This is a genomic window from Streptomyces sp. NPDC047982, assembly GCF_043204165.1.
In the GTDB taxonomy this organism is placed as follows: Bacteria; Actinomycetota; Actinomycetes; order Streptomycetales; family Streptomycetaceae; genus Streptomyces.
The window spans coordinates 62,928-86,596 of sequence record NZ_JBIDBS010000004.1; the positions used below are offsets into that span (position 1 = coordinate 62,928).

The window sequence follows — 23,669 nt, forward strand, 5'->3', positions numbered from 1 at the left end:
GCGACATCACGCCGTTCATCCAAGGAGGCATCGTGAGCACGCCGTACCCCTTCACCGCCCTCGTCGGGCAGCACGATCTACGGCTCGGGCTGCTGCTGAACGCGGTCTCGCCCGCGGTCGGCGGCGTGCTGGTGCGGGGCGAGAAGGGCACCGCCAAGTCCACCGCCGTACGGGCGCTCGCCGCGCTCATGCCGCGGGTCGCCGTCGTCCCGGGGTGCCGGTTCTCGTGCGACCCCGCGTCGCCCGATCCGGCGTGCCCGGACGGCCCGCACGCGGCCGGGTCCGGTACGGAGCGGGATGCCCGGACGGTGGAGCTGCCCGTCGGCGCGTCCGAGGACCGGCTGGTCGGCGCGCTCGACATCGAGCGGGCGCTGTCCGAGGGCGTGAAGGCGTTCGAGCCGGGGCTGCTGGCCGACGCCCATCGCGGGATCCTGTACGTCGACGAGGTCAACCTGCTCCACGACCATCTCGTTGACCTGCTGCTGGACGCGGCGGCCATGGGCGCCTCGTACGTGGAGCGCGAGGGCGTCTCCGTACGGCATGCCGCGCGGTTCCTGCTCGTCGGCACGATGAACCCCGAAGAGGGCGAACTGCGGCCGCAGTTGCTGGACCGGTTCGGGCTGACCGTCGAGGTCGCCGCGTCCCGGGACACCGACCAGCGCGTCGAGGTCGTGCGCCGGCGCCTCGCGTACGACGCCGATCCCGCCGCCTTCGCCGCCGAGTGGGCCGAGGAGGAGGCGGCGTTGCGGGCGCGGATCGCCGCCGCGCGGGCGCTGCTTCCCGGTGTGCGGCTCGGGGACGGGGCGTTGCGGCAGATCGCGGCGACCTGCGCGGCGTTCGAGGTGGACGGGATGCGCGCGGACATCGTGATGGCGCGGACCGCCACCGCGCTGGCCGCCTGGGCGGGGCGTACGGACGTGCTGGCCGAGGACGTGCGGCAGGCCGCCCTGCTCGCACTCCCCCACCGCCGCAGGCGCAACCCGTTCGACGCTCCGGGCCTGGACGAGGACAGGCTCGACGAGGCGCTGGAACAGCACGGCGGCGAGGACGACGAACCGGACCCGGACGGCCCCGACGGCGGCGGCCGGCCCCCGCGGGGCGACGGCCCGGACACTCCGCCGCGGCCCGACGCAAAGGCCGGTGACGCGCCCGACCCCGCCGTTCCCGAGCAGGGCGGCGAGCAGGGGCGGGGGCGCTCGTCCGGCGGCGAGCAGCGGCCCGTGCCGGCCGCCGAACCGTTCCGCGCGAAGACGCTGAGCGTGCCCGGTCTGGGTGAGGGCGCGGCGGGACGGCGCTCCCGGGCGCGTACCGAGCACGGGCGCACCACCGGCGCGCGGCGTCCGCGCGGCGCCCTGACCGCGCTGCACCTGGCGGCGACCGTTCGGGCCGCGGCCCCGCACCAGCGGGCGCGCGGCCGGTCGGGGCCGGGGCTGGTGGTGCGGCGGGACGATCTGCGGCAGGCGACCCGGGAGGGGCGCGAGGGCAACCTGGTGCTGTTCGTGGTGGACGCCTCCGGGTCGATGGCCGCCCGGCAGCGGATGGGCGCCGTGAAGGGCGCGGTCCTGTCGCTGCTGCTGGACGCGTACCAGCGGCGGGACAAGGTCGGGCTGATCACCTTCCGGGGCCGGGACGCCGAGGTGGCGCTGCCGCCGACGTCGTCGGTGGACGCGGCGGCGGCCCGGCTGGAGAAGCTGCCGACGGGCGGGCGCACCCCCGTCGCGGCCGGGCTGTTGAAGGCCCATGAGGTGCTGCGGGTGGAGCGGTTGCGCGATCCGTCGCGGCGTCCGCTGCTGGTCGTGGTGACCGACGGCCGGGCGACCGGCGGGCCGGAGCCGGTGGCGCTGGCGTCGCGGGCGGCGCGGCTGCACGCGGCGCAGGGCACCGCCTCCGTCGTCGTGGACTGCGAGTCGGGCCCGGTGCGGCTCGGGCTCGCGGCGGGCCTCGCCCGCGATCTGGGATCGGTCGCCGTCACGCTCGACGAGCTGCGGGCCGACTCGATCGCGGGTCTGGTCAAGGACGTCCGGGGAACCGACAGGAGGGCGGCGTAATGCCGAAGGGACAGCCGGTGACGGTGCCGGACGACGGGCTCACCACCCGTCAGCGCCGCAACCGTCCGCTGCTGGTGGTGCACACCGGCATCGGGAAGGGGAAGTCGACGGCGGCCTTCGGGCTCGCCCTGCGCGCCTGGAATCAGGGCTGGCCGATCGGGGTCTTCCAGTTCGTCAAGTCGGCGAAGTGGAAGGTCGGTGAGGAGAACGCGCTGAAGGTCCTCGGCGCCAGTGGCGAGGGCGGCACCGTCGCCTGGCACAAGATGGGCGAGGGCTGGTCGTGGGTGCAGCGCGACCGGCAGCTGAACAACGAGGAGGCGGCCCGGGAGGGCTGGGAGCAGGTCAGGCGCGACCTGGCCGCCGAGACGTACCGGCTGTACGTCCTCGACGAGTTCGCGTACCCGATGCACTGGGGCTGGGTCGACACGGCCGAGGTGGTCGAGGTGCTGCGGAGCCGTCCCGGTACGCAGCACGTCGTCATCACCGGCCGCAACGCGCCGCAGGAGCTGGTGGACGCCGCCGATCTGGTGACCGACATGTCGAAGGTCAAGCACCCGATGGACGCCGGTCAGAAGGGTCAGCGGGGCATCGAATGGTGACGGCCTCGCCCACGATCGGCCGTGGGAGAAGGAGCGGGCACCGGGCGCGCGCCGGGCGAACCGGGAGTGGTGTCCGGTGAACGTTCCACGTCTGATGATCGCCGCGCCCGCGTCGGGCAGCGGCAAGACGACCGTGGCCACGGGGCTGATGGCGGCCTTCGCGGGGCGAGGTCTGGCCGTGTCCCCGCACAAGGTGGGGCCCGACTACATCGACCCCGGCTACCACGCCCTGGCCACGGGCCGGCCGGGCCGCAACCTCGACGCGTACCTGTGCGGCCCCGAGCTGGTCGCGCCGCTGTTCGCGCACGGGGCGCGCGGCTGCGGCCTCGCGGTCGTCGAGGGCGTGATGGGCCTGTACGACGGCGCCGCCGGGAACGGCGAGCTGGCGTCGACCGCGCAGGTGGCGAAGCTGCTGCGAGCGCCGGTGGTGCTGGTCGTCGACGCCTCGTCGCAGTCGCGCTCGGTGGCCGCGCTGGTGCACGGCTTCGCCTCGTGGGATCCGGAGGTACGGATCGGCGGGGTGATCCTCAACAAGGTCGGCTCGCCGAGGCACGAGGCGCTGCTGCGGGAGGCGCTGGACGAGTCCGGTGTGCCGGTGCTGGGGGTGCTGCGGCGGACGGAGAGGGTGGCGGTGCCGTCGCGGCATCTGGGTCTGGTGCCGGTGGCCGAGCGGCGGCGCGACGCGCTGGACGCGGTCGCGGCGATGGCGGACCGGGTGCGGGCGGGCTGCGACCTGGACGCGCTGTGGGCGCTGGCCCGGTCCGCGCCCGGGCTGCCCGGCGAGCCGTGGGACCCGGCGGCGGCGGTGGACGCGTGCGGCGGGCCCGTCGCCCGGCGCGCCCCGGGTGGGCGAAGGGTCGCCGTCGCGGCCGGGGCCGCGTTCACGTTCTCGTACGCCGAGCACAGCGAACTGCTCGCCGCCGCCGGCGCCGAGGTGGTCCCGTTCGACCCGTTGCGGGACGAGGCGCTGCCCGAGGGCACGCGGGGTCTGGTCGTCGGCGGGGGCTTCCCCGAGGTGTACGCGTCGGAGCTGTCCGCCAACGCGTCGCTGCGCGGAGCCGTCGCCGCGCTGGCGGAGTCCGGGGCTCCGGTGGCCGCCGAGTGCGCGGGGCTGCTGTATCTGACGCGTTCGCTCGACGGGCTGCCGATGTGCGGGGTGCTGGACGCCGAGGCGCGGATGTCGGAGCGGCTGACGCTGGGCTACCGGGAGGCCGTGGCGGTCTGCGACAGCGTGCTCGCGGCGTCCGGGACGCGCACGCGCGGGCACGAGTTCCATCGCACGGTCCTGGAGCCGGGCGCCGGGGCGCGACCGGCGTGGGGACTGCACCAGCCGGAGCGGCGCGTGGAGGGATTCGTACGGCGGGGCGTGCACGCGAGCTATCTGCATACGCACTGGGCCGCCACGCCCGCTGCGGCCCGGCGATTCGTCGAGAGGTGCGAGGGATGAACCACGGTCATGTCAGGAGCAGGCTGATCGGCGTCGGGGTCGGACCCGGTGACCCGGAGCTGGTGACGGTCAAGGGCGTGAACGCGCTGCGGGACGCCGCGGTCGTCGTCGTTCCGGTGATGGACACCGGGGAGCGGGGGCGGGCCGAGGCGACCGTGCTGCGCTACGTACCGGCACAGAAGGTCGTGCGCGTGGTGTTCGCGCTCAACGAGCGGACGGACCGGGCACGCCGGGAGGCGGCGTGGGACGCGGCCGGTGAGCGGGTCGCGGAGCTGCTGCGCGCGCACGGCTCCGTGGCGTTCGCGACGATCGGCGACCCCCATGTGTACTCGACGTTCACCTACCTCGCCCAGACGATCGGCACGTCGCTGCCGGGGACGGCCGTGGAGACGGTGCCCGGGATCACGGCCATGCAGGACCTGGCAGCCCGCAGCGGAGCGGTGCTGACGGAGGGCACGGAACCGTTGACGCTGGTGCCGGTGACGGCGGGCGCGGCGGTGCTGAGGCGGGCGCTCGAAGGCCCGGGGACGGTCGTCGCGTACAAGTTCGGCCGACTGGCGGCGGAGGTGGCCGCGGCGCTGCGGGAGACCGGCCGCACCGAGGACGCGGTGTGGGGTTCGGCGCTCGGGCTGCCCGAGGAGTCGATCCGGCCGGCGGCGGACCTGGACGAGGGGCCGTTGCCCTATCTGTCGACGCTCATCGCGCCCGCGCCGCGTGACGGCGGGCGCGGCGGGAAGTTGTGAGGCGCGCGGGAGCGGTGCCGTGGTGGCGGGCCGGCGGTCGTCGAGCGCCGCGGACACCGCCGTGCGCTTCCGTCGGCCGGTGTCGTGGGGCGCGTCCCGGCGGCCCCGCCCCGGCCTCTTCCTCCCTCCGCCCCTGAATTCCTCCGCCATACCCCATGCCTCGTGGGCCCGGTGAGCCCCCGCAGGTCGTGCAGTGCCTGAACATTTCCCTTCCGGAAAGGACCCCGCCCCATGTCCGAAGCAGCCGACGCGTCCGCAGCCGTCGACACGGCCGACACGTCCGCAGCGGCCGACGCGCCCGCCCGGGGCCGAGTGACGTTCGTCGGTGCCGGCCCCGGCGCCGCCGATCTGCTGACCTTCCGGGCGGCGCGGGCCATCGCGGACGCCGATGTCGTCATCTGGGCGGCGAGCCTGGTGCAGGAGGAGGTCCTGGAGCACGCCCGGGAGGGCGCGGAGATCCTCGACTCGGCGCGGATGTCGCTGGAGCAGGTCGTCGCCGTGTACGAACGCGCCGCAGCCGAGGGGCTGAAGGTGGCCCGCATCCACTCCGGCGACCCGGCGCTGTGGGGCGGCACCCAGGAGCAGATCGACCGGTGCGCCGAGCTGGGCGTGGCGGTCGAGGTCGTGCCGGGGGTGTCGTCGTTCTCGGCGGTCGCGGCGATCGCGCAGCGGGAGCTGACGATCCCGGAGGTCGCGCAGTCGGTGATCCTGACCCGGCTCGGCGGCGGCAAGACGCCGATGCCCCCGGGCGAGGAGGTGCGGGAGTTCGCGCGCCACGGCACCACGATGGCGCTGTTCCTGTCGGCGGCCCGGTCCGGCCGGCTCACCCAGGAGCTGCTGGAGGGCGGCTACCCGACATCGACACCGGTCGTGATCGCGTACCAGGCGACCTGGCCGCAGGAGCTGATCCTGCGCTGCACGGTCGGGACCCTGGAGGAGACGGTCAAGGAGCACAAGCTCTGGAAGCACACCCTCTTCCTCGTCGGCCCGGCGCTGTCGGCCTCGGGGACGCGCTCGCACCTCTACCACCCGGGGCACTTCCACGGCTTCCGCAAGGCCGACAGGACGGCACGGGGCGAGCTGCGCGCCCAGCGGTCCGGCTCGTGAGCGGCGCTCACGCCGTGGGGCCCGGCGCGTCGGTTCACGCCCCCGGCGCCCGGACGGCCGCGCCGATCCGGGTCTTCGGCACGGGAACGGGCGAGCCGCTCGGCGCCGAGGCCCGGGAGGCACTGGAGGCGGCCACGCTGGTGATCGGCGCCCGGCGCCACCTGGAGGCCGCGTACCCGGACGCGGACGCCCAAGGCACCGGACACGTCGAGCGGATCGTGCTCGGCCGGCTCGCGCCCGCGCTCGACGGGGTCGCGGAGCACCTGGCCCGTGGCGCGGCGCGGGTGGTCGTGCTGGCTTCGGGCGACCCGGGGTTCTTCGGGATCGTACGGGCGCTCGCCGAGCGGTTCGGGGCGGACGCGCTCGATGTGCGGCCGGGTGCGCCGTCCGTCGCGGTCGCGTTCGCCCGGCTCGGGCTGACGTGGGACGACGCGGTCGTGGTCAGCGCGCACGGACGGGAACCGCGCACTGCGGTCAACGCTTGTCTGGCACACCCGAAGGTGGCCGTGCTGACCGGGCCCGGCGCCGGGCCCGGTCGGCTGGCGGCCGGGCTGGTCCACGGCGCCGGGGGGCGCACGCTCGTCGTGGCGACGGCGCTCGGCGATCCGCGACGGGAGCACGTCGAACGGCTCACCCCCGCCGAGGCGGTGGCCCGCGACTGGCCGGATCCGGTGAGCGTGGTGCTGTGCCTGGACGAGTCCCGGGCGCTGTCCCCGGCTCGGACCCTCGCGGGCGCGTCCGTGGGGCCGGGCCGATGGGCGCTGGAGGAGGCGGAGTTCGAGCACCGCGACTCGATGATCACCAAGTTCGAGGTGCGGGCCCTGGCGCTGGCCCGGCTGGGCCCGCGCACCGGTGACCTGGTGTGGGACATCGGCGCCGGATCGGGTTCGGTGGCGGTGGAGTGCGCACGGCTCGGCGCCGCGGCCGTCGCGGTGGAGAAGGCCGCGGACGGGGTCGGGCGGATCCGGGCGAACGCGTCCGCGCACGGGGTGTACGTCGACGTGGTGCACGGTTCGGCCCCGGCCGTGCTCGACGGGCTGGCCGATCCGGACGCCGTGTTCGTCGGCGGCGGCGGGCGCGAACTGCCCGCCGTCGTGACGGCGTGCGCCCGGCGTGCGCGGCGCGCGGTGGTGGTGGCGCTGGCCTCCCTGGACCGGGTGCCGCAGGTGCGTGCGGCGCTGGCCGGTGCCGGGCTGGAGCCCGAGGGCGTGCTGCTGCAGTCCTCCCGGCTGGCGCCGCTGCCCGGCGGGGTGACCCGGCTCGCGGCGACGAACCCGGTGTTTCTGCTGTGGGGCAGCCGCCCCTCGGCGCAGGCAAGCGAGCGTGCGCGGGTGGCCGCACGCGTGGGCGCAAGTGAAGGAGCGATCCAGTGATCGGCCTGATTTCCGCGACGGCGGCGGGCGCCGCCGCCCGAGACCGGCTGGCCGCGGCCTGGCCCGGCCGTGCCGTGGTCTACGAGGGACCGGTGCGCGAGGCCGTGCACCGGGCGTTCGCCGAGTGCGAGCAGTTGGTCTGCTTCCTGGCGACGGGGGCCGTGGTGCGGCTGCTCGCGCCGCTGCTGTCGGACAAGTCCGCGGACCCGGGCGTGGTCTGTGTCGACGAGGCGGGCCGCCACGCGGTGGCCCTGCTCGGCGGTCACGCCGGCGGGGCGAACGCGCTGGCCGAGGCGGTCGGCGAGGTCCTGGGCGCGGCCCCGGTCGTGACGACCGCGACGGACGCGGCCGGGTTGCCGGGACTGGACATGCTGGGCCTCCCGGTGGAGGGCGATGTGGCCGGGGTGTCGCGGGCGATGCTCGACGGGACTCCGGTGGAGCTGCGGGCGGACGCGGTGTGGCCGCTGCCCGCGCTGCCGCCGAACGTGGTCCCCGGTGCCGCGCTCCCGGGCGCTCAGGACACGGCGGGCACGGCAGGCGGGGCAGGCACGGCAGGCGCGGCGGTGCTGCACGTCACCGACCGGGTCGTGGAGTCCGGGGCACGGCAGGCCGTGCTGCGGCCCGCGTCGCTCGCGGTCGGCGTCGGCGCGTCCACGGGGGCGCCCGTGGACGAGGTCGTCGGCCTGATCCACGGCGCCCTGCGCGAGGCCGGGCTCTCGCCGCTGAGCGTCGCCGAGCTGGTGACGGTCGACGCGAAGGCGCAGGAGCCGGGCATCGTCCACGCCGCCGCGCGCCTCGGTGTCCCGCTGCGGACGTACGCGGCCGACGTGCTGGCCCGCGTCGAGGTGCCCAACCCGTCCGGCGCGCCGCTCGCCGCCGTCGGGACGCCGTCGGTCGCGGAGGCCGCCGCGCTCGCGGAAGGGGGCGAACTCCTCGTGCCGAAGCGGAAGTCGACGCCGCCCTCCGGTTCCGAGGGGCGGGCGGCGATGGCGACGTGCGCGGTGGTGCGCCGTGCCCCGCGCGGGCGGCTGGCCGTCGTCGGTCTCGGGCCGGGCGCGCGCGACCTGCTGACGCCCCGGGCCCGGGAGGAGCTGCGGCGGGCCTCGGTGCTGGTCGGGCTCGACCAGTACGTGGACCAGATCAGGGACCTGCTGCGGCCGGGCACCACGGTCCTGGAGTCGGGGCTGGGCGCCGAGGAGGAGCGGGCGCGCACCGCGGTCGCCGAGGCGCGCGAGGGCCGTGCGGTGGCGTTGATCGGCAGCGGTGACGCGGGCGTGTACGCGATGGCGTCTCCCGCGCTCGCCGAGGCCGGCGGCGACATCGACGTGGTCGGTGTGCCGGGGGTGACGGCCGCGCTGGCCGCCGCCGCGATCCTGGGCGCCCCGCTGGGCCACGACCATGTGTCGATCAGCCTCTCCGACCTGCACACGCCCTGGGAGGTCATCGAGCGCCGGGTGCGGGCCGCGGCCGAGGCCGACATCGTCGTGACGTTCTACAACCCGCGCAGTCGGGGCCGCGACTGGCAGCTCCCCAAGGCGCTGTCGATCCTGGCGGAGCACCGGGATCCGGCCACGCCGGTCGGTGTGGTGCGCAATGCCTCCCGCCCGGACGGGAGCGGCCGGGTGACCTCTCTCGCCGCCCTGGACCCGGCGACGGTGGACATGATGACGGTCGTGACGGTCGGCAACACGGCGACCCGGGAGATCGCGGGCCGCATGGTGACCCCGCGCGGCTATCGCTGGCAGTCGGCCGCCGGGCCCGGGGAGGGCGGGCGATGAACCCCTGGGAGAGGGCCGTCCACCCCATCGAGCAGGAGTCGTACCGGCGGCTGCGCGCCCGCCTGGACACCTCGCACTTCCCTCCGCTGACCCGTGCGGTCGTGGAGCGGGTCATCCACTCCGCGGCGGACCTCGGCTACGCGACGGACCTGGTCTGCGACGAGACGTCGCTGGTCACCGCACACGCGGCCCTGCACGCCGGGACGCCGGTCGTCACCGACGTGGAGATGGTCGCGGCGGGCATCACCCGGCGCGAGACCGTGTGCCGTCTGAGGGAGGCCGGCTCCGGCCCCGGCCTGACGCGTTCGGCCCACGCGATCCGGCTCGCGTACGAGGAGGTCGGGCCCGGCGCGATCTGGGTGATCGGCAACGCGCCCACCGCGCTGGAGGAACTGCTCGTCCTCGATGCCGCGCCCGCGCTCGTCATCGGGCTGCCGGTCGGGTTCGTCGGCGCCACCGAGTCGAAGGCGGCGCTGCGCGAAAGCGGTCTGCCCGCCGTGAGCAACGTGTCCGAGAAGGGCGGTTCGGCCGTCGCGTCGGCCGCGCTCAACGCCCTGCTGTACCACCCACCGTCCGCCGTCGGCGCCGGGAACGTGTCCGCCACGAACGACGTGTCCGCCCCGGACGCCGAGAAGAAGGAGAACCAGTGACCACCCCCGCCACCCCGCCCGACCGGCCCGCCCTGCTCGTCGCCGGTCACGGAACCAGGGACGACGGCGGCGCCGCCGCGTTCCGCGAGTTCGTCACGGAACTGGGCCGCCGTCACCCCGGGCTGCCCGTCGCGGGCGGTTTCATCGAGCTGTCACCGCCGCCGCTCGGCGAGGCCGTGACCGAACTGGTGGAGCGGGGTGTCCGGCGCTTCGCCGCCGTGCCGCTGATGCTGGTGTCGGCCGGTCACGCCAAGGGGGACATCCCGGCGGCGCTGGCCCGCGAGAAGGAACGCCACCCCGGCATCGCGTACACCTACGGCCGCCCGCTCGGCCCGCACCCGGAACTGCTGAAGGTGCTGGAGCGCCGGGTGGACGAGGCGCTCGGCGACACCGACCGGTCGGAGGCGACCGTGCTGCTGGTCGGGCGCGGTTCCACCGACCCGGACGCCAACGCCGAGGTGTTCAAGGCGGCGCGGCTGTTCTGGGAGGGCCGCGGCTACGCGGGCGTGGAGACGGCGTTCGTGTCGCTCGCGGCGCCGGACGTGTCGTCGGGTCTCGACCGTTGCGTGAAGCTGGGTGCCCGGCGCATAGTCGTTCTGCCGTACTTCCTCTTCACCGGGATCCTGCCGGACCGGGTCCGTCATCAGGCCGAGGAGTGGGCCGCCGCCCACCCGGAGCTCGATGTCCGCTGCGCCGAGGTCATCGGTGCGGCCGAGGAGTTGTACGACCTGGTCATGGAGCGCTACGGGGAGGCGGTCAAGGGCGATCTGCGGATGAACTGCGACTCATGCGTCTACCGAATCGCGCTGCCGGGCTTCGAGGACAAGGTGGGACTGCCGCAGCAGCCGCACTTCCACCCCGATGACGACGGCCACCACCATCATCACCACCACGGCGGTCATGCACACTCCCACTGAAAGTCCCGACGCGACAGGCGCGGGCACGTACGATCTGCGGCACCACGGTGACGCGGAGATACGGGGGCGGGGCCGGGATCTGACCGATCTCGCCGTCAACGTACGGGCGGACACTCCCCCGGCCTGGCTGAGGGAGCGGATCGCCCATGCGCTGGGTTCGCTCGCCGCCTACCCGGACGGGCGTCCGGCGCGGGCGGCGGTCGCGGCCCGGCACGGGCTGCAGGTCGAGCAGGTCCTGCTGACGGCGGGCGCGGCGGAGGCGTTCGTGCTGATCGCGCGGGCGTTGCCGGCCCGCCGCCCGGTCGTGATCCATCCGCAGTTCACGGAGCCGGAGGCGGCGCTCTGCGCGGCCGGGCACGAGGTGCGGCGGGTGCTGCTGCGGGCCGAGGACGGTTTCCGGCTGGACCCGGCGGCCGTGCCCGAGGACGCGGACCTGGTGGTGGTCGGCAATCCGACCAATCCCACGTCGGTCCTGCACCCGGCGGCCGTGCTGGAGGAACTGGCGCGTCCCGGGCGGACGTTGGTGGTCGACGAGGCGTTCATGGACGCGGTGCCGGGCGAACGCGAGGCGCTGTGCGGGCGGACGGACGTGCCCGGCCTGGTGGTGCTGCGCAGCCTCACCAAGACGTGGGGCCTCGCGGGGCTCAGGATCGGTTATGTGCTGGCCGCCCCGGAGACGGTGGCCGCGCTGGAAGCGGCGCAGCCGCTGTGGCCGGTGTCGTCCCCGGCACTGGCCGCGGCCGAGGCGTGCATGGAGCCGCGGGCCCTGGCCGAGGCCGCCGCCGCGGCGGAGCGGATCGCGGTGGACCGGGCCCATCTGGTCGCGGGGCTGCGGGAGTTCACCGAGGTGGAGGTGTCGGAGCCGGCCGAGGGCCCGTTCGTGCTGATGCGGCTGGAACGGGCCGCGGAGGTGCGCGAACGCCTGCGGGTGCTGGGGTTTGCGGTGCGTCGCGGGGACACGTTCCCGGGGCTCGGGCCGCAGTGGCTGCGGCTGGCGGTGCGCGGGCGCGCGACGACCAACCGCTTCCTCCAGTCGCTCGACCAGGCGTTGCAGTCGCTGACGCCCGTCCGCTGACCACCGCCGCGCGCGGACGCCCCGACCACCGCCGCGCGTGAGCAGCACCGACCACCGCCGCGCGTGAGCAAGACCGTTCCGGCGGATCCCGGGGCCGGGTGGACCGACCGGCCCCGGGATCGCTCCCGAACGCGCTCACCCACGGGCGCGTTCGGCTACGGGCACGTTCAGCTCCGCGCGCGGCGCCTGGCCAGGACCGTCGCTCCGGCGCCCACCGCCAGCAGCGCGGCGGCGCCGCCCGCGATGTACGGCGTCGCGGAACTGCCTCCGGTCTCCGCGAGGTTGGAGCCGTCCGGGGCGTGGCCGGTACCGGTCTGGGGCTTCACGTCGCCGCCGGTGGAACCCTTGCTGCCGCCCCCGTTCCCGGAGGTCCCGCCGTCGCTCGAACCGCCGTCGGCGCCGCCGTTGCTCGAACCGCCGTTGCTCGAACCGCCCGAGTTCGAACCGCCCGAGTTCGAACCACCGCCGTCCGTACCGCCGTTGCCCGAACCGCCGCTGTTGGAACCACCGCCGCTGCTCCCCCCGTTGCCGGAACCGCCGTCGCTCGCGCCACCGTCGCTGCCACCCGTCCCGGTGCCCTTAGGGGTCTCGCAGGTCGCCTGGACGAGGGTGACCTCGCCCTGCACATCGGCGACGTTCAGCTTGAGCGGATTGACGGAGACCTTGAGTTGCAGCGCGGTCGCCGCGGCCGTGCGCGAGGTGGTGCTCTTCTTCGACAGGTCGAGAGTCACCTCGCCCACCGCCGGCACCTTGATGCGCGTGCTCCCGCTCGCGGAGAGATCGATCCGCTGACCGAGGAGCGTGAGGTGACCCAGCACGTTCGACTCGGCGACCGGCTTCCTGCCCACCTCGCAGACCGCCTTGGACGTGACCTTCTCGACCTCGACCAGCGGCAGCGCCGGCAGGCCCGGCACATGGACCCGGGCCTTCACCACGTTGCTGTAGCCCTCGGCCCGGCGCTTGTCGACGGTCGCCTTCGAGGTGGCCACGTCGGCGCTGAGCACATTGACCGGACGACCGCCGTCCACTCCGTCGAGCCGCACGCTGAGCGCGGTCTGCTTGGCGTCGGCCGGTGCGTGCACCTCGTTGAGCGAGGCCCTGAGCGGCACTTCGATCGCCTTGTTCAGGAGCGAGACGTCGAGCGCGGTACGGAGCACGACCGCGCTCGCCTTCCCGTCGCCGTCGGTCGTGGTGGTCGCGGCGGCGGCCTGCGCCGGGAAAGCGGCCAGCAGGGCGACCGGAGCGGCGGCGACCGCCAGGGCCGCGAGGCGGAAGGTGTTGCTGTTCAAGATGGTGAAACCCCCACAAGAGACATGGAGCCACCGGCACCGCCCAATGGGGGACATCGCGGGCACCGGTGGCCTCGACCCCGACAGCTTTACGCACGGAGGGTGAACTGGCAGACACCTGACGTGAGTTCACTCTAAAGGGAGGTTTCCGTGCCTCTATTCGAATTTCTCGGAACGTGTACCTCCACGTGCGCCCCTCCGGCCCGCCCGTTCCACCGAGCACGGACGGCACGGAGGCCGACCGCGACGGGACGCACGCATCGGTGCTTCCGCGAGACGGCACACGTTCGGTGACCGCCCGTCGACGCGGTGCGTCCCCGACGGCGGTCAGCCGATCACACGCCCGTTCAGCACGACGCGTCGCGGCGCCGCCAGCACCCGCACGTCCGCCCGCGGGTCCTCGTCGTACACCACCAGGTCCGCGGGGGCCCCCTCCTCCAGCGCCGGCCGCCCGAGCCAGGCACGGGCGCCCCAGGTGGTCGCGGACAGCGCGTCCAGGGGCGGGATGCCCGCCTTCACCAGTTCGGCGACCTCGTCCGCCACCAGCCCATGGGCCAGCACGCCACCCGCGTCGGTGCCGACGAAGACCGGGATCCCGGCGTCGTACGCGGCACGCACCGTGTCGTAGCGCCGCTCGTGCAGTCGCCGCATGTGGGACGCCCAACGCGGGAACTTGGCGTCGCCGCCCGCCGCGAGCGAGGGGAACGTGGCGATGTTGACCAGGGTGGGGACGATCGCGACACCGCGTTCGGCGAAGAGCGGGATCGTCTCCTCGGTCAGCCCCGTGGCGTGCTCGACGCAGTCGATCCCGGCCTCGACGAGATCGCGCAACGAGTCCTCGGCGAAGCAGTGCGCCGTGACCCGGGCGCCGAGCCGGTGCGCCTCGGCGATGGCCGCCCGGGCCGCCCCGCGGGGCCAGCAGGCGGCCAGGTCGCCCACCTCACGATCGATCCAGTCGCCGACCAGCTTGACCCAGCCGTCGCCCCGCCGCGCCTCCTGCGCGACGTACGCGACGAGGTCCTCCGGCTCGATCTCGTGGGCGTAGTTCCGGGTGTACCGGCGCGGCCTGGCGATGTGCCGCCCGGCCCTGATGATCTTCGGCAGGTCCTCGCGGTCGTCGATCCACCGGGTGTCGGCGGGCGAACCCGCGTCCCGCAGCAGCAGTGCCCCCGCCTCCCGGTCGTCGACCGCCTGCTTCTCGCTGGTCACGGCGTCGACGGCCCCGTGCAGGTCGAGCCCGACGTGGCAATGGGCGTCGACCAGCCCCGGCAGCGCCCAGCCGGTGACGGTCAGCGCCTCGTCGGCACCGGCCGGCCGCTCGTACGAGATCCGCCCATCGACAGCCCAGAGTTCGTCCCGGACCTCGTCGGGACCGACGAGCACCCGCCCCTTCACGTGCAGCACCCTCGCTGCTCTGCGATCACTCATGGACAGCACTGTACGAGCCCCCTTCCGGGCCCCTCGGTACGCTTCGACGGTAGCCCCGTCCGTTCACGGCACCGCCGCGCACGGCCCCCGATCCGAAGAGAGCACCACCGTGACGCACCCGTTCCTCGACCTCGCCCCGCTCACCGCCGCGCGCTTCGCGGCCATCGAACAGCGGGTGGCCGGCCTCCTGACCACCGAGCAGGACGTCGTCATCATGCAGGGCGAGGCGCTGCTCCCGCTCGAAGGCTGCATCCGGGGCGGCGCCCGGCCCGGTTCGACCGCGCTGAACGTCGTCACCGGGCCGTACGGGCAGACCTTCGGGAACTGGCTGCGGGACTGCGGCGCCGAGGTCGTCGACCTGGCGGTCCCGTTCCACACCGCGGTCACCGCCGACCAGGTCGCGCGGGCGCTGGAGGAGCACCCGGAGATCGACTTCGTCTCCCTGGTCCACGCGGAGGCGGCGACGGGCAACACCAATCCGGTCGCGGAGATCGGCGAGGTGGTCCGCGCGCACGGGGCGCTGTTCATGCTGGACGCCGTCGCCTCGGTGGGCGCCGAGCCGCTGCTGCCCGACGCGTGGGGCGTCGACCTCTGCGTGATCGGCGCGCAGAAGGCCATGGGCGGCCCTGCCGGGGTGTCGGCGGTGTCGGTGAGCGAGCGCGCCTGGGAACGGATCGCGGCCAACCCGAGGGCCCCGCGCCGCTCGTACCTCTCGCTCCTGGACTGGAAGGAGCGCTGGATCGACGGCGGCCGCAAGGCGCTGCTGCACGCCCCCGCCCAGCTGGAGATGCTGGCCCTGGAGGCGTGCGTGGACCGGATCGAGGGCGAGGGCCTGGACGCGCTGATGGCCCGGCACGCCTCGGCCGCCGCGGCGACGCGGGCGGGCGCGCTGGCGCTCGGCGGCGGGCTGTCGCCGTACGTCCACGAGGCGAGGGACGCGGCGCCGGTCGCCACCACCCTGCGCGCGCCCGAGGGCACGGACGCGGCGGAGCTGGTCGCACGGGCGCTCGCGGCCGATCCTTCGTTGCCGCTGATCGCGGGCGGGGGTGCGTTGTCCAAGGAGATGATCCGGGTCAATCACTACGGGGTGGACGCGACGCGGGGCGCGGTGCAGTCCTCGCTCGCGGCTCTGGGTGCGGCGCTGGCCGACACGGGCCGGCAGGTCGACTTCGAAACTGCCCGCAAGGCCGTTTCGGAAACCTGGCCGAGCGCATGAAAACGCGCCGTTCACGCGCTATTCAATAAATGCGGGGAGCTGCTTTATCCAGGGCAGCTCCCCGCATTCTTCTGCCCGCTTTCCCAGACCCTAAACACCCGACTTCCAAGGAATCCCTTCCGGGCCCGGTCCACACAATTCCGTTGCGTGATCCGAGAGTTATGACCTTGTGACCGACTCCACAGCGCGACCGTTATGCCGGATAAAATGGCCCCAAAACGATGGAAAGCGCAGCCGGGTCGCGCCGGTGCACACGCCCGCGTGATAACAGAGGGAATCTCCCTGCCCAACCCCTCGCGTCGATGCGATTTGGAAATTTGCTGGGTAAATTCAATTTGCATGACCGCCGCACCAGCAGATTGCGCACGTGCCCGAAGCGAATTCCTCACCATCGACACCCCACGAGTGGAGGACGGGGCCGCGATCTGGCGCATCGCCCGCGACTCCGAGGTCCTGGACCTCAACTCCTCGTACAGCTACCTGCTGTGGTGCCGTGACTTCGCGGCCACCTCCGTGGTCGCCCGCGACGATTCCGGCGAGCCCGTCGCCTTCGTGACGGGCTACCTCCGGCCGGACCGCCCCGGAACGCTCGTCGTCTGGCAGGTGGCCGTCGACCGGGCCCACCGCGGGTCCGGGCTGGCGGGAAGGCTGCTGGACGCGCTGACCTCGCACGTGGCCGAAGCGCGCAGCCTGTCCTGCCTCGAGACGACCGTCACCCCGGACAACACCGCGTCGGACCGGCTGTTCACCTCGTACGCGCGACGCCACGCGGCCGCTCTGGAGCGCGAGGTGCTCTTCGACGGCGAGTTGTTCCCCGAGGGAACGCATCTGCCCGAAGTCCTGTACCGCATAGGCCCGTTCCCGTCCTGAACGCCCGAAAACGACCTCCGGAGCGGCCTCGGAACCATCTCCCGGACGGCCTCCTGAACGACTTCTTCGACCGGCTGCCCGCAACGGCCTGACGAACGGCGGCTTCGAAGCGTCGCTCCGGCCGCCCTTCCGAGACACCCTCCTGAACGCATGACGTCACCCGTCACACCCCCCTCGAGCAGGAGAACCCCCTGTGACCATCACCCCGCCCGCGCTGAGCGTCTTCGAGACCCTGGAGTCGGAGGTACGGAGTTACTGCCGCGGCTGGCCCGCGGTGTTCGACCGTGCGCAGGGCTCCCGTCTGACCGACGAGGACGGCCACGACTACCTCGACTTCTTCGCCGGCGCGGGATCCCTCAACTACGGCCACAACAACCCCGTGCTGAAACGCGCGTTGATCGACTACGTCGAGCGCGACGGGATCACCCACGGCCTCGACATGGCCACCACCGCGAAGCGCGCCTTCCTGGAGTCCTTCCAGCACCACGTGCTGCGCCCGCGCGACCTCCCGTACAAGGTGATGTTCCCCGGCCCGACCGGCACCAACGCGGTCGAGGCGGCGCTGAAGCTGGCCCGCAAGGTGAAGGGGCGCGAGTCGATCGTCTCGTTCACCAACGCGTTCCACGGCATGTCGCTGGGCTCGCTGGCCGTCACCGGCAACGCGTTCAAGCGGGCCGGGGCCGGTATCCCGCTGGTGCACGGGACCCCGATGCCGTTCGACAACTACCTCGACGGCCGGGTGCCCGACTTCCTCTGGTTCGAGCGACTGCTGGAGGACCAGGGGTCGGGTCTCGACCAGCCCGCCGCCGTGATCGTCGAGACGGTGCAGGGCGAGGGCGGCATCAATGTGGCGCGCGCCGAGTGGCTGCGGGCGCTCGCCGCCCTGTGCCGTCGCCGTGACATGCTGCTGATCGTCGACGACATCCAGATGGGATGCGGGCGCACGGGGGCGTTCTTCTCGTTCGAGGAGGCCGGCATCACCCCCGACATCGTCACCCTGTCGAAGTCCATCAGCGGGTACGGACTGCCCATGTCGCTCTGCCTGTTCAGGCCGGAGCTGGACATCTGGGGGCCGGGCGAGCACAACGGCACCTTCCGCGGCAACAACCCGGCGTTCGTCACGGCCGCCGCCGCGCTGGACGCCTACTGGACGGACGGCCAGACGGAGAAGCAGACCCTGACCCGGGGCGAGCAGGTCGAACAGGCGCTTCTCGCGATCTGCGACGAACACGCCCGGCTCGGGGCGCGGTTCCGGGGCCGCGGTCTGGTCTGGGGCGTGGAGTTCGCCGACACCTCGCGCGCCGCCGCGGTCTGCGCCCGCGCGTTCGATCTGGGCCTCCTGGTCGAGACCTCCGGTCCGCAGAGCGAGGTCGTCAAGCTGCTGCCACCGCTGACCGTCACCCCCGAGGAACTGGACGAGGGGCTGCGCACACTGGCCCGCGCGATCCGCGAGACGGCCTGACCCCTGCCCCTGGCCGACCCGTGCCGGCCCGTCGGGACCGGCCCCGAGGAGAAGCCCCGCAGAGGGCGACACCGAACAGAGAAAGGCGACCCACCCACCGTGATCGTCCGATCCTTCAGCGACATCGAGAACACCGACCGGCATGTGAAGGCCGCTTCCGGCACCTGGGAGAGCAAGCGCATCGTGCTCGCGCGGGAGAACGTCGGCTTCTCGCTCCACGAGACCACCATGTACGCGGGCACCGAGACGTCGATGTGGTACGCGAACCACATCGAGGCCGTCCTGTGTGTCGAGGGCGAGGCCGAACTCACCGACGACGAGACCGGCGAGAAGCACTGGATCACCCCCGGCACGATGTACCTGCTGGACGGCCACGAGCGCCACACCATGCGGCCGAAGACCGACTTCCGCTCCGTCTGCGTCTTCAACCCGCCGGTCACCGGACGGGAGGAACACGACAAGAACGGCGTCTACCCCCTCCTGACCGAGGAGGGCTGAACCCCATGACCACCGACGCACACACGGCCGTACCCACCGGCGCACGCCCCGACCTCTACCCCACGCGCGGCACGGCCGAGATGGTCACCCCCCGGCAGGACCCGGTCGTCTGGTCCGCGCCAGGCACCCCGGGGCCGATCGCCGCGAAGGACCTCCAAAACTTCGAGCGCGACGGCTTCCTCACGATGGACCGGCTGCTCGCCCCGGACGAGGTCGCCGCCTGCGGCGCCGAACTGGACCGCCTGATCGCCGACCCCTCGGTGCGCGCCGACGAGCGCTCGGTCGTCGAGCCGAAGTCGCGAAAGGTCCGGTCGGTCTTCGAGGTCCACAAGATCAGCGAGGTCTTCGCCCGGCTGGTCACCGACGAGCGCGTGGTGGGCCGGGCCCGTCAGATCCTCGGCTCGGACGTGTACGTCCACCAGTCCCGGATCAACGTCAAGCCGGGGTTCGGTGCCTCGGGGTTCTACTGGCACTCGGACTTCGAGACCTGGCACGCCGAGGACGGTCTGCCGCGCATGCGGGCGGTGTCCGTGTCGATCGCGCTCACCGAGAACCACGACACCAACGGCGGGCTGATGATCATGCCCGGTTCGCACACGTCGTTCCTCGGCTGCGCGGGCGCGACCCCGAAGGACAACTACAAGCAGTCCCTGCGCATGCAGGACGTCGGCACCCCGTCCGACGAGGCGCTGACCAGGATGGCCGGCCGGCACGGCATCAAGCTCTTCACGGGCCCGCCGGGCTCGGCGACCTGGTTCGACTGCAACTGCATGCACGGCTCGGGCGACAACATCACCCCGTTTCCGCGCAGCAACGTGTTCATCGTCTTCAACAGCGTGGAGAACACCGCCGAGGAGCCGTTCGCGGCACCGGCGCGGCGTCCGGAGTTCATCGGGGCACGGGACTTCACACCAGTGAGGTGACGTCCCCCGCGGGCCGGGCGGGGCGGAAAGGCTTCCCGCCCGGCCTCGAATCGGTGGACCGTGACGGCCGTCGGCGATGGAGGAGGACCCATGACCTCACTCGTCCGTCACATCACGATCGACTACGCCGACGCCTACGGGCCGGCCCGCTTCTGGTCCGAGGTGCTCGGCGCCCCGCTCCTTGACGACGACGCCCCCCATGGTCCCGAGGCCCTCGTCGAGGCGCGGGGCACCGCGCTGCTGTTCACCCGGGTGCCCGAGGGGCGGTACGGGGACGGTGGCCGGGAGGTGCGCCCCCTCGGGGCTCGCCGGTCCGGCGGTCAGAGTTCCGCGTCGAAGATGTCCAACCATGCCGTGCCGTCCGCGTCCCCGCCGGTCCGGGGCAGCGCCAGTTCCGCCCAGATGACCTTTCCCTGCGGGGTGTACCGGGTGCCCCAGCGTTCGGTCAGCCGGGCGACGAGGAAGAGGCCGCGGCCTCCCTCGTCCAGGGCGGCGGCGTACCGCAGGTGGGGCGAGGTGCTGCTGCCGTCGGCCACCTCGCAGGTCAGGGTGCGGTCGTGGAGCAGTCGTACGGTGACCGGTGCGGAGCCGTAGCGGATGGCGTTGGTGGTCAGCTCGCTGAGTACCAGTTCTGTGGCGAATGCGAGTTGGGGCATGTCCCAGTCGTCGAGCTTCTGGGCCACGGCGGCGCGCGTCCGGGCCACCGCGGCGGGATCGAACGGCACGTCCCAGTCGGCGACGCGGTCGGGAGGGACGGCTCGTGTGCGGGCGATGAGCAGTGCCACGTCGTCCTTCGGCCGGCTGGGCAGGAGTTCGTCGAGCACCGCCTGGCAGCTTTCCTCCGGCGGCCGGTCGGGGTGGCCCGCCAGGGCCTGGCGCAGCAGTTCCATCCCCACGTCGATGTCGCGGGTGCGGTCCTCGATGAGCCCGTCGGTGTAGAGGACGAGCTGTGTGCCTTCCGCCACGGTCAGTTCCGCGGTCTCGAACGGCATGCCGCCCAGCCCGAGGGGCGGTCCGGCCGGCAGATCGGGGAACCACACGCTGCCGTCGGGCCTGACCAGGGCGGGCGGGGGATGTCCGGCCCGTGCCATGGCGCAGTGGCGGGAGACGGGGTCGTAGATCGTGTAGAGGCAGGTGGCTCCCATGACCCCCGCGCCGGCGGCTGTCTCCGCTTCTTCCTGGTCAATGCGTCCGACCAGGTCGTCGAGGTGGCCGAGGATCTCGTCGGGCGGCAGGTCGAGGGTGGAGAAGTTGTGCACGGCCGTACGCAGCCGTCCCATCGTGGCGGCCGCGTGCAGGCCGTGGCCGACGACGTCCCCGACGACCAGCGCCACCCGGCTGCCCGGGAGCGGGATCACGTCGAACCAGTCGCCGCTCACGCCGGAGGAGGCGGGCAGGTAGCGGTGGGCGACCTCGAGTGCGCTCTGTTCGGGCAGGGCCCGCGGGAGCAGGCTGCGCTGCAGGGTCACGGCCAGGGCGTGCTCGCGGGTGTAGCGGCGGGCGTTGTCGATGCTGACGGCTGCCCGGGCGGCCAGTTCCTCGGCCAGGGTCAGGTCGTCCTCCTCGAACGGCTGGGGTTTCTCCGAGCGCCAGAATTCGGCCATGCCCAGAATGACGCCGCGCGCCCGGAGGGGCACTGTGATGAGGGAATGGATGCCGTGATCGAGGATCTGCCGGGCCCGTTCCGGGTCCTGGGCGAGCCAGCCCGGCGCGGCGGACAGGACGGGCACCAGTTGCGACCGGCCGGTGGCGAGGGCCCGTGCCTGCGGTGTGGAGGGGACGAAGTCGATCAGGGTGTCGCGCGGATAGAGGAGATGGTCGTCCCGGATGCTCGCGATGGCGGTGCGGCGCATCTCCGCGCCCGTACCGGTCGGCTCGTCCCCTCGCAGGACCGGGTCGGCCAGGTCGACGGTGACGAAGTCCGCGAGGCGGGGGACCGCGATCTTCGCCAGTTCTTCGGCCGTGCTCACCACGTCGAGGGTGGTACCGATGCCGAGACTGGCGTCGTACAGCAGCCGCAGCCGCCCGCGAGCGATCTCGGCCCTGCCCGACAGCGCCCGCAGTTCCGTGGAGTCACGCAGCGTCGTCACCGTCCCCTTGGGGCCACCGTGGCGGTCCGTGGGCCGCTGGTTCACCGCGAGCAGCCGGTCCCCGGCGAGGTGCACCTCGTCCGTGGCCGCACGCCCCGAGGTCAGCAGCTCCACCGTGCCGGGCTCGAGGCCGGGCAGGTCCGAGACGTGCTGCCCCTCGGCGTCGAGCGGCAGGTCCAGCAGCCGTCGGGCCTCGTCGTTCGCCAACAGCAGCCGGCCGTCCTTGCTGACGATGAGCACGCCCTCGCGCACGGAGTGCAGGACCGCGTCGTGATGCTCGTACATCCGAGTCATCTCGGCGGGGCCCAGACGGTGGGTCTGCCGCTGCAGCCGTCTGGCCACCAGCGCCGTCCCGCCTGTGGCCATGGTGAGCGCGACCGCTCCCGCGCCGAGGATGATCGGAATCTGCCGTGCCACCGCGCCGGTCACGTTCGCGACCTTCATCCCGGCGGCCACCAGGCCCGCGACCTTGCGCGCGTGATCGTGGACGGGGACGATCGCCTGCACCTCGCGGCCGAGCGGGCCATAAACGGTCTCCGTGTACACCTGCCCGGCCAGCGGTGGCCCGATGTTGCCGATGGCCCTCTTCCCGATCAGCTCCGGCCGGGGGTGCGTGTAGCGGATCCCTTTCGTGTCCGTCACCACGATGAAGTCGACGTCGGCCGCCTTCCGTGCCTCCTCGGTGAGCGGCTGGAGCACCCTGGACGGATCAGGGCTCTTCAGCGCGGCCACGACTCCCGGTGAGTGCGCGAACGTCTGCGCGACGGCGATGCAACGGCGTCGCGCCTCCGTGTCGCTGTCGTGCCGGGACTGCACGACGAGCGCCAGCACGGCCGCGGCCACGAGAAGCACCACCACGGCCACCTGCAGGGCGAAGACCTGGCCTGCGAGGCTCCGAGGATACTTGCCCGCGAGTGACCGAAGCTGTGCGCTCCGGAACCGGCCGCGACGACTGACCACACTGCCCTTTGTAACACCGCTGGGGCCGGGGCGCGTGCGGCAAGAGCCGGTCAGGGCCACTCGGGCACGGTCCGGCCGCCGCATGGGCTCAGCGGGCGAGCAAGTCCGGGCCCGGTCCGCTTCGTCGGCTCGGCCGCTCGCTCGACCTTCCGCACGGACGTGGCCCGGGCCCGCCGCGCGCGCCGGGGCTCAGGAGGCGCCGCCGTCGTTCCGCGGGACCTCGCAGGCCCCGTCGGCGTCGCAGGCCGCGGCGTCCGCGCCGATCGCGGTCAGCGGCCGGTCCCTCCATGCTTGTTCGAGCGCCTGCGCGAAGACCTCGGCGGGCTGGCCGCCCGAGATCCCGTACCGCCGGTCGAGCACGAAGAACGGCACCGCGTTGGCCCCCAGCTCGGACGCCTCCCGCTCGTCCGCCCGCACCTCGTCGGCGTACGCCTCCGGATCGGCGAGCACGGCCCGCGCCTCATGCGCGTCGAGCCCGGCCTCGACGGCCAGCTCGGCCAGCACATCGGCGTCGTAGACGGAACGCTCCTCGGCGAAGTTCGCCCGGTAGGCGAGGGTCAGCAGCTCGTCCTGGCGACCGCGGGCCTTGGCCAGGTGGAGTTCTCCGAAACGTGGCGCTCCCGAGCCGACGAAGCAGCACACTCCGGTGACGATGCACTCAAGCGATTCACGGAGGCTCTTTCCGCTGAACCGTGGTTCGCCGCATACGTCGAATACCGCGCGGCCCGCTACCGGCGCGGACACGTGATGACCGAAGCGCAGAGGGCACAGCGGTCCATCGGGGAGGAAGTCACAGTTCCCGAACAGCGCTGGTACGCCGCGATGATTCTTGACGACGTACAGAGCGAAGTCGAGAAGCGTTCCGCTGAACTCGGCGCGGTGTTTGCCGAGGAACTGGCGCAGGCGCGCAAGGAATATCTTTCCGGGAAGGAAAGGTAATGGCAGTTGACGCACTCGACCCCGGGCCGAACGGCGATTACCCGCACTTCCCCCGTGATGCGCACGAGCGGCCCGCGTGGGCCGATGCGGCGATGAGTGCAGAGACCGTGATGCCGAGGGAAGTTCAGCGAATGCGGCACGCTGACCGGCTCGTGGTTCTCGACCTCACGCCCCGCCACCCGGACGGAACCCTGATTGATCCCCCGGTGATTCCGCCGAATGGCCCCCATGCCGCGTAAGCCTCGCACCCCCTGCCC

At 73.3% G+C, this 23,669-nt stretch carries 20 protein-coding genes and 2 pseudogenes; 18 read left to right on the forward strand and 4 right to left on the reverse strand.

Features of this window, described 5'->3' with window-relative positions; all coding sequences use genetic code 11:
- Positions 1 to 32: 32 nt before the first annotated feature.
- The 10 genes from ACGF2V_RS05830 (at position 33) to cobC (ending at position 11,737) form a co-directional block, all read left to right on the forward strand.
- Positions 33 to 2,048, forward strand: coding sequence for a putative cobaltochelatase (locus tag ACGF2V_RS05830; RefSeq protein WP_362621350.1), 2,016 nt, complete (start codon positions 33 to 35; stop codon positions 2,046 to 2,048).
- Positions 2,048 to 2,647 carry a cob(I)yrinic acid a,c-diamide adenosyltransferase gene (gene cobO / locus ACGF2V_RS05835; protein WP_362621352.1) on the forward strand — a complete coding sequence of 200 codons (600 nt, stop codon included), beginning with the start codon at positions 2,048 to 2,050 and terminating at the stop codon, positions 2,645 to 2,647. The genes ACGF2V_RS05830 and cobO overlap by 1 nt, the downstream gene beginning before the upstream one ends.
- 94 nt (positions 2,648 to 2,741) lie before the next feature.
- Positions 2,742 to 4,094, forward strand: coding sequence for a cobyrinate a,c-diamide synthase (locus ACGF2V_RS05840; protein ID WP_362704121.1), 1,353 nt, complete (start codon positions 2,742 to 2,744; stop codon positions 4,092 to 4,094).
- Positions 4,091 to 4,837 (forward strand): precorrin-2 C(20)-methyltransferase, encoded by a 747-nt coding sequence (gene cobI / locus ACGF2V_RS05845; protein WP_362621354.1) that lies wholly within the window; start codon positions 4,091 to 4,093, stop codon positions 4,835 to 4,837. The genes ACGF2V_RS05840 and cobI overlap by 4 nt, the downstream gene beginning before the upstream one ends.
- 231 nt (positions 4,838 to 5,068) lie before the next feature.
- Positions 5,069 to 5,944 carry a precorrin-4 C(11)-methyltransferase gene (cobM, locus tag ACGF2V_RS05850; RefSeq protein WP_362621356.1) on the forward strand — a complete coding sequence of 292 codons (876 nt, stop codon included), beginning with the start codon at positions 5,069 to 5,071 and terminating at the stop codon, positions 5,942 to 5,944.
- Positions 5,945 to 6,009: 65 nt separating this feature from the next.
- A complete protein-coding gene (gene cbiE, locus ACGF2V_RS05855; protein ID WP_362704123.1) occupies positions 6,010 to 7,317 on the forward strand; it encodes a precorrin-6y C5,15-methyltransferase (decarboxylating) subunit CbiE in 1,308 nt (435 codons plus the stop codon).
- The gene (gene cobJ, locus ACGF2V_RS05860; protein ID WP_362703716.1) at positions 7,314 to 9,095 is read left to right on the forward strand and encodes a precorrin-3B C(17)-methyltransferase; all 1,782 of its coding nucleotides are present in this window, start codon (positions 7,314 to 7,316) and stop codon (positions 9,093 to 9,095) included. Before cbiE ends, cobJ begins: the two co-directional genes overlap by 4 nt.
- Positions 9,092 to 9,745 (forward strand): precorrin-8X methylmutase, encoded by a 654-nt coding sequence (locus ACGF2V_RS05865; protein ID WP_362621359.1) that lies wholly within the window; start codon positions 9,092 to 9,094, stop codon positions 9,743 to 9,745. Before cobJ ends, ACGF2V_RS05865 begins: the two co-directional genes overlap by 4 nt.
- A complete protein-coding gene (locus ACGF2V_RS05870; RefSeq protein WP_362621362.1) occupies positions 9,742 to 10,662 on the forward strand; it encodes a sirohydrochlorin chelatase in 921 nt (306 codons plus the stop codon). The genes ACGF2V_RS05865 and ACGF2V_RS05870 overlap by 4 nt, the downstream gene beginning before the upstream one ends.
- Positions 10,607 to 11,737, forward strand: coding sequence for an Rv2231c family pyridoxal phosphate-dependent protein CobC (gene cobC / locus ACGF2V_RS05875; protein ID WP_362703718.1), 1,131 nt, complete (start codon positions 10,607 to 10,609; stop codon positions 11,735 to 11,737). The genes ACGF2V_RS05870 and cobC overlap by 56 nt, the downstream gene beginning before the upstream one ends.
- 167 nt (positions 11,738 to 11,904) lie before the next feature.
- On the opposite strand, the gene ACGF2V_RS05880 is transcribed toward cobC, so the two are convergent.
- Together ACGF2V_RS05880 and ACGF2V_RS05885 are read right to left on the reverse strand one after the other, a co-directional pair.
- A complete protein-coding gene (locus ACGF2V_RS05880) occupies positions 11,905 to 13,026 on the reverse strand; it encodes an SCO1860 family LAETG-anchored protein (protein ID WP_362621367.1) in 1,122 nt (373 codons plus the stop codon).
- Between the two features lie 327 nt (positions 13,027 to 13,353).
- Positions 13,354 to 14,430 carry an amidohydrolase family protein gene (locus ACGF2V_RS05885; protein ID WP_362621439.1) on the reverse strand — a complete coding sequence of 359 codons (1,077 nt, stop codon included), beginning with the start codon at positions 14,428 to 14,430 and terminating at the stop codon, positions 13,354 to 13,356.
- Positions 14,431 to 14,563: 133 nt separating this feature from the next.
- Between ACGF2V_RS05885 and ACGF2V_RS05890 the strand changes: the two genes are divergently transcribed.
- From ACGF2V_RS05890 to ACGF2V_RS05915, 6 genes and pseudogenes are all read left to right on the forward strand, one after another.
- On the forward strand, positions 14,564 to 15,670 hold the full coding sequence (locus ACGF2V_RS05890) for an aminotransferase class V-fold PLP-dependent enzyme (RefSeq protein WP_362621369.1): 1,107 nt from the start codon (positions 14,564 to 14,566) through the stop codon (positions 15,668 to 15,670).
- Between the two features lie 339 nt (positions 15,671 to 16,009).
- Positions 16,010 to 16,540, forward strand: a complete 531-nt coding sequence (ectA, locus tag ACGF2V_RS05895) for a diaminobutyrate acetyltransferase (RefSeq protein ID WP_362621371.1) — start codon at positions 16,010 to 16,012, stop codon at positions 16,538 to 16,540.
- A 193-nt stretch (positions 16,541 to 16,733) separates the two neighbouring features.
- A complete protein-coding gene (ectB, locus tag ACGF2V_RS05900; protein WP_362621373.1) occupies positions 16,734 to 18,002 on the forward strand; it encodes a diaminobutyrate--2-oxoglutarate transaminase in 1,269 nt (422 codons plus the stop codon).
- A 99-nt stretch (positions 18,003 to 18,101) separates the two neighbouring features.
- Positions 18,102 to 18,500 carry an ectoine synthase gene (locus ACGF2V_RS05905; RefSeq protein ID WP_362703722.1) on the forward strand — a complete coding sequence of 133 codons (399 nt, stop codon included), beginning with the start codon at positions 18,102 to 18,104 and terminating at the stop codon, positions 18,498 to 18,500.
- Between the two features lie 5 nt (positions 18,501 to 18,505).
- Complete coding sequence (thpD, locus tag ACGF2V_RS05910) at positions 18,506 to 19,423, forward strand: ectoine hydroxylase (RefSeq protein ID WP_362703725.1); 918 nt, start codon at positions 18,506 to 18,508, stop codon at positions 19,421 to 19,423.
- 90 nt (positions 19,424 to 19,513) lie between these two features.
- Positions 19,514 to 19,684: pseudogene (locus tag ACGF2V_RS05915) on the forward strand (VOC family protein); the annotation flags it as partial.
- Positions 19,685 to 19,743: 59 nt separating this feature from the next.
- Here ACGF2V_RS05915 and ACGF2V_RS05920 read toward each other — a convergent pair.
- Both ACGF2V_RS05920 and ACGF2V_RS05925 read right to left on the reverse strand, forming a co-directional pair.
- On the reverse strand, positions 19,744 to 22,557 hold the full coding sequence (locus ACGF2V_RS05920) for a SpoIIE family protein phosphatase (protein WP_392910916.1): 2,814 nt from the start codon (positions 22,555 to 22,557) through the stop codon (positions 19,744 to 19,746).
- A 105-nt stretch (positions 22,558 to 22,662) separates the two neighbouring features.
- A pseudogene (locus ACGF2V_RS05925) lies at positions 22,663 to 23,073 on the reverse strand (DsbA family protein); the annotation flags it as partial.
- 147 nt (positions 23,074 to 23,220) lie between these two features.
- Between ACGF2V_RS05925 and ACGF2V_RS05930 the strand changes: the two are divergent.
- Positions 23,221 to 23,412, forward strand: coding sequence for a hypothetical protein (locus ACGF2V_RS05930; RefSeq protein ID WP_362621381.1), 192 nt, complete (start codon positions 23,221 to 23,223; stop codon positions 23,410 to 23,412).
- Positions 23,412 to 23,651 (forward strand): hypothetical protein, encoded by a 240-nt coding sequence (locus tag ACGF2V_RS05935; RefSeq protein ID WP_362703732.1) that lies wholly within the window; start codon positions 23,412 to 23,414, stop codon positions 23,649 to 23,651. Before ACGF2V_RS05930 ends, ACGF2V_RS05935 begins: the two co-directional genes overlap by 1 nt.
- Positions 23,652 to 23,669: the final 18 nt, after the last annotated feature.

Bases quoted from the DNA above. Each gene is read 5' to 3' on its own strand.
- cobM (WP_362621356.1), top strand. From the start codon at position 5,069: ATGTCCGAAGCAGCCGACGCGTCCGCAGCCGTCGACACGGCCGACACG.
- ACGF2V_RS05935 (WP_362703732.1), top strand. From the start codon at position 23,412: ATGGCAGTTGACGCACTCGACCCCGGGCCGAACGGCGATTACCCGCAC.
- cobO (WP_362621352.1), top strand. From the start codon at position 2,048: ATGCCGAAGGGACAGCCGGTGACGGTGCCGGACGACGGGCTCACCACC.
- cobI (WP_362621354.1), top strand. From the start codon at position 4,091: ATGAACCACGGTCATGTCAGGAGCAGGCTGATCGGCGTCGGGGTCGGA.
- cobC (WP_362703718.1), top strand. From the start codon at position 10,607: ATGACGACGGCCACCACCATCATCACCACCACGGCGGTCATGCACACT.
- ACGF2V_RS05930 (WP_362621381.1), top strand. From the start codon at position 23,221: ATGACCGAAGCGCAGAGGGCACAGCGGTCCATCGGGGAGGAAGTCACA.
- thpD (WP_362703725.1), top strand. From the start codon at position 18,506: ATGACCACCGACGCACACACGGCCGTACCCACCGGCGCACGCCCCGAC.
- ectA (WP_362621371.1), top strand. From the start codon at position 16,010: ATGACCGCCGCACCAGCAGATTGCGCACGTGCCCGAAGCGAATTCCTC.
- ACGF2V_RS05840 (WP_362704121.1), top strand. From the start codon at position 2,742: ATGATCGCCGCGCCCGCGTCGGGCAGCGGCAAGACGACCGTGGCCACG.
- ACGF2V_RS05920 (WP_392910916.1), bottom strand. From the start codon at position 22,557: ATGCGGCGGCCGGACCGTGCCCGAGTGGCCCTGACCGGCTCTTGCCGC.
- ACGF2V_RS05865 (WP_362621359.1), top strand. From the start codon at position 9,092: ATGAACCCCTGGGAGAGGGCCGTCCACCCCATCGAGCAGGAGTCGTAC.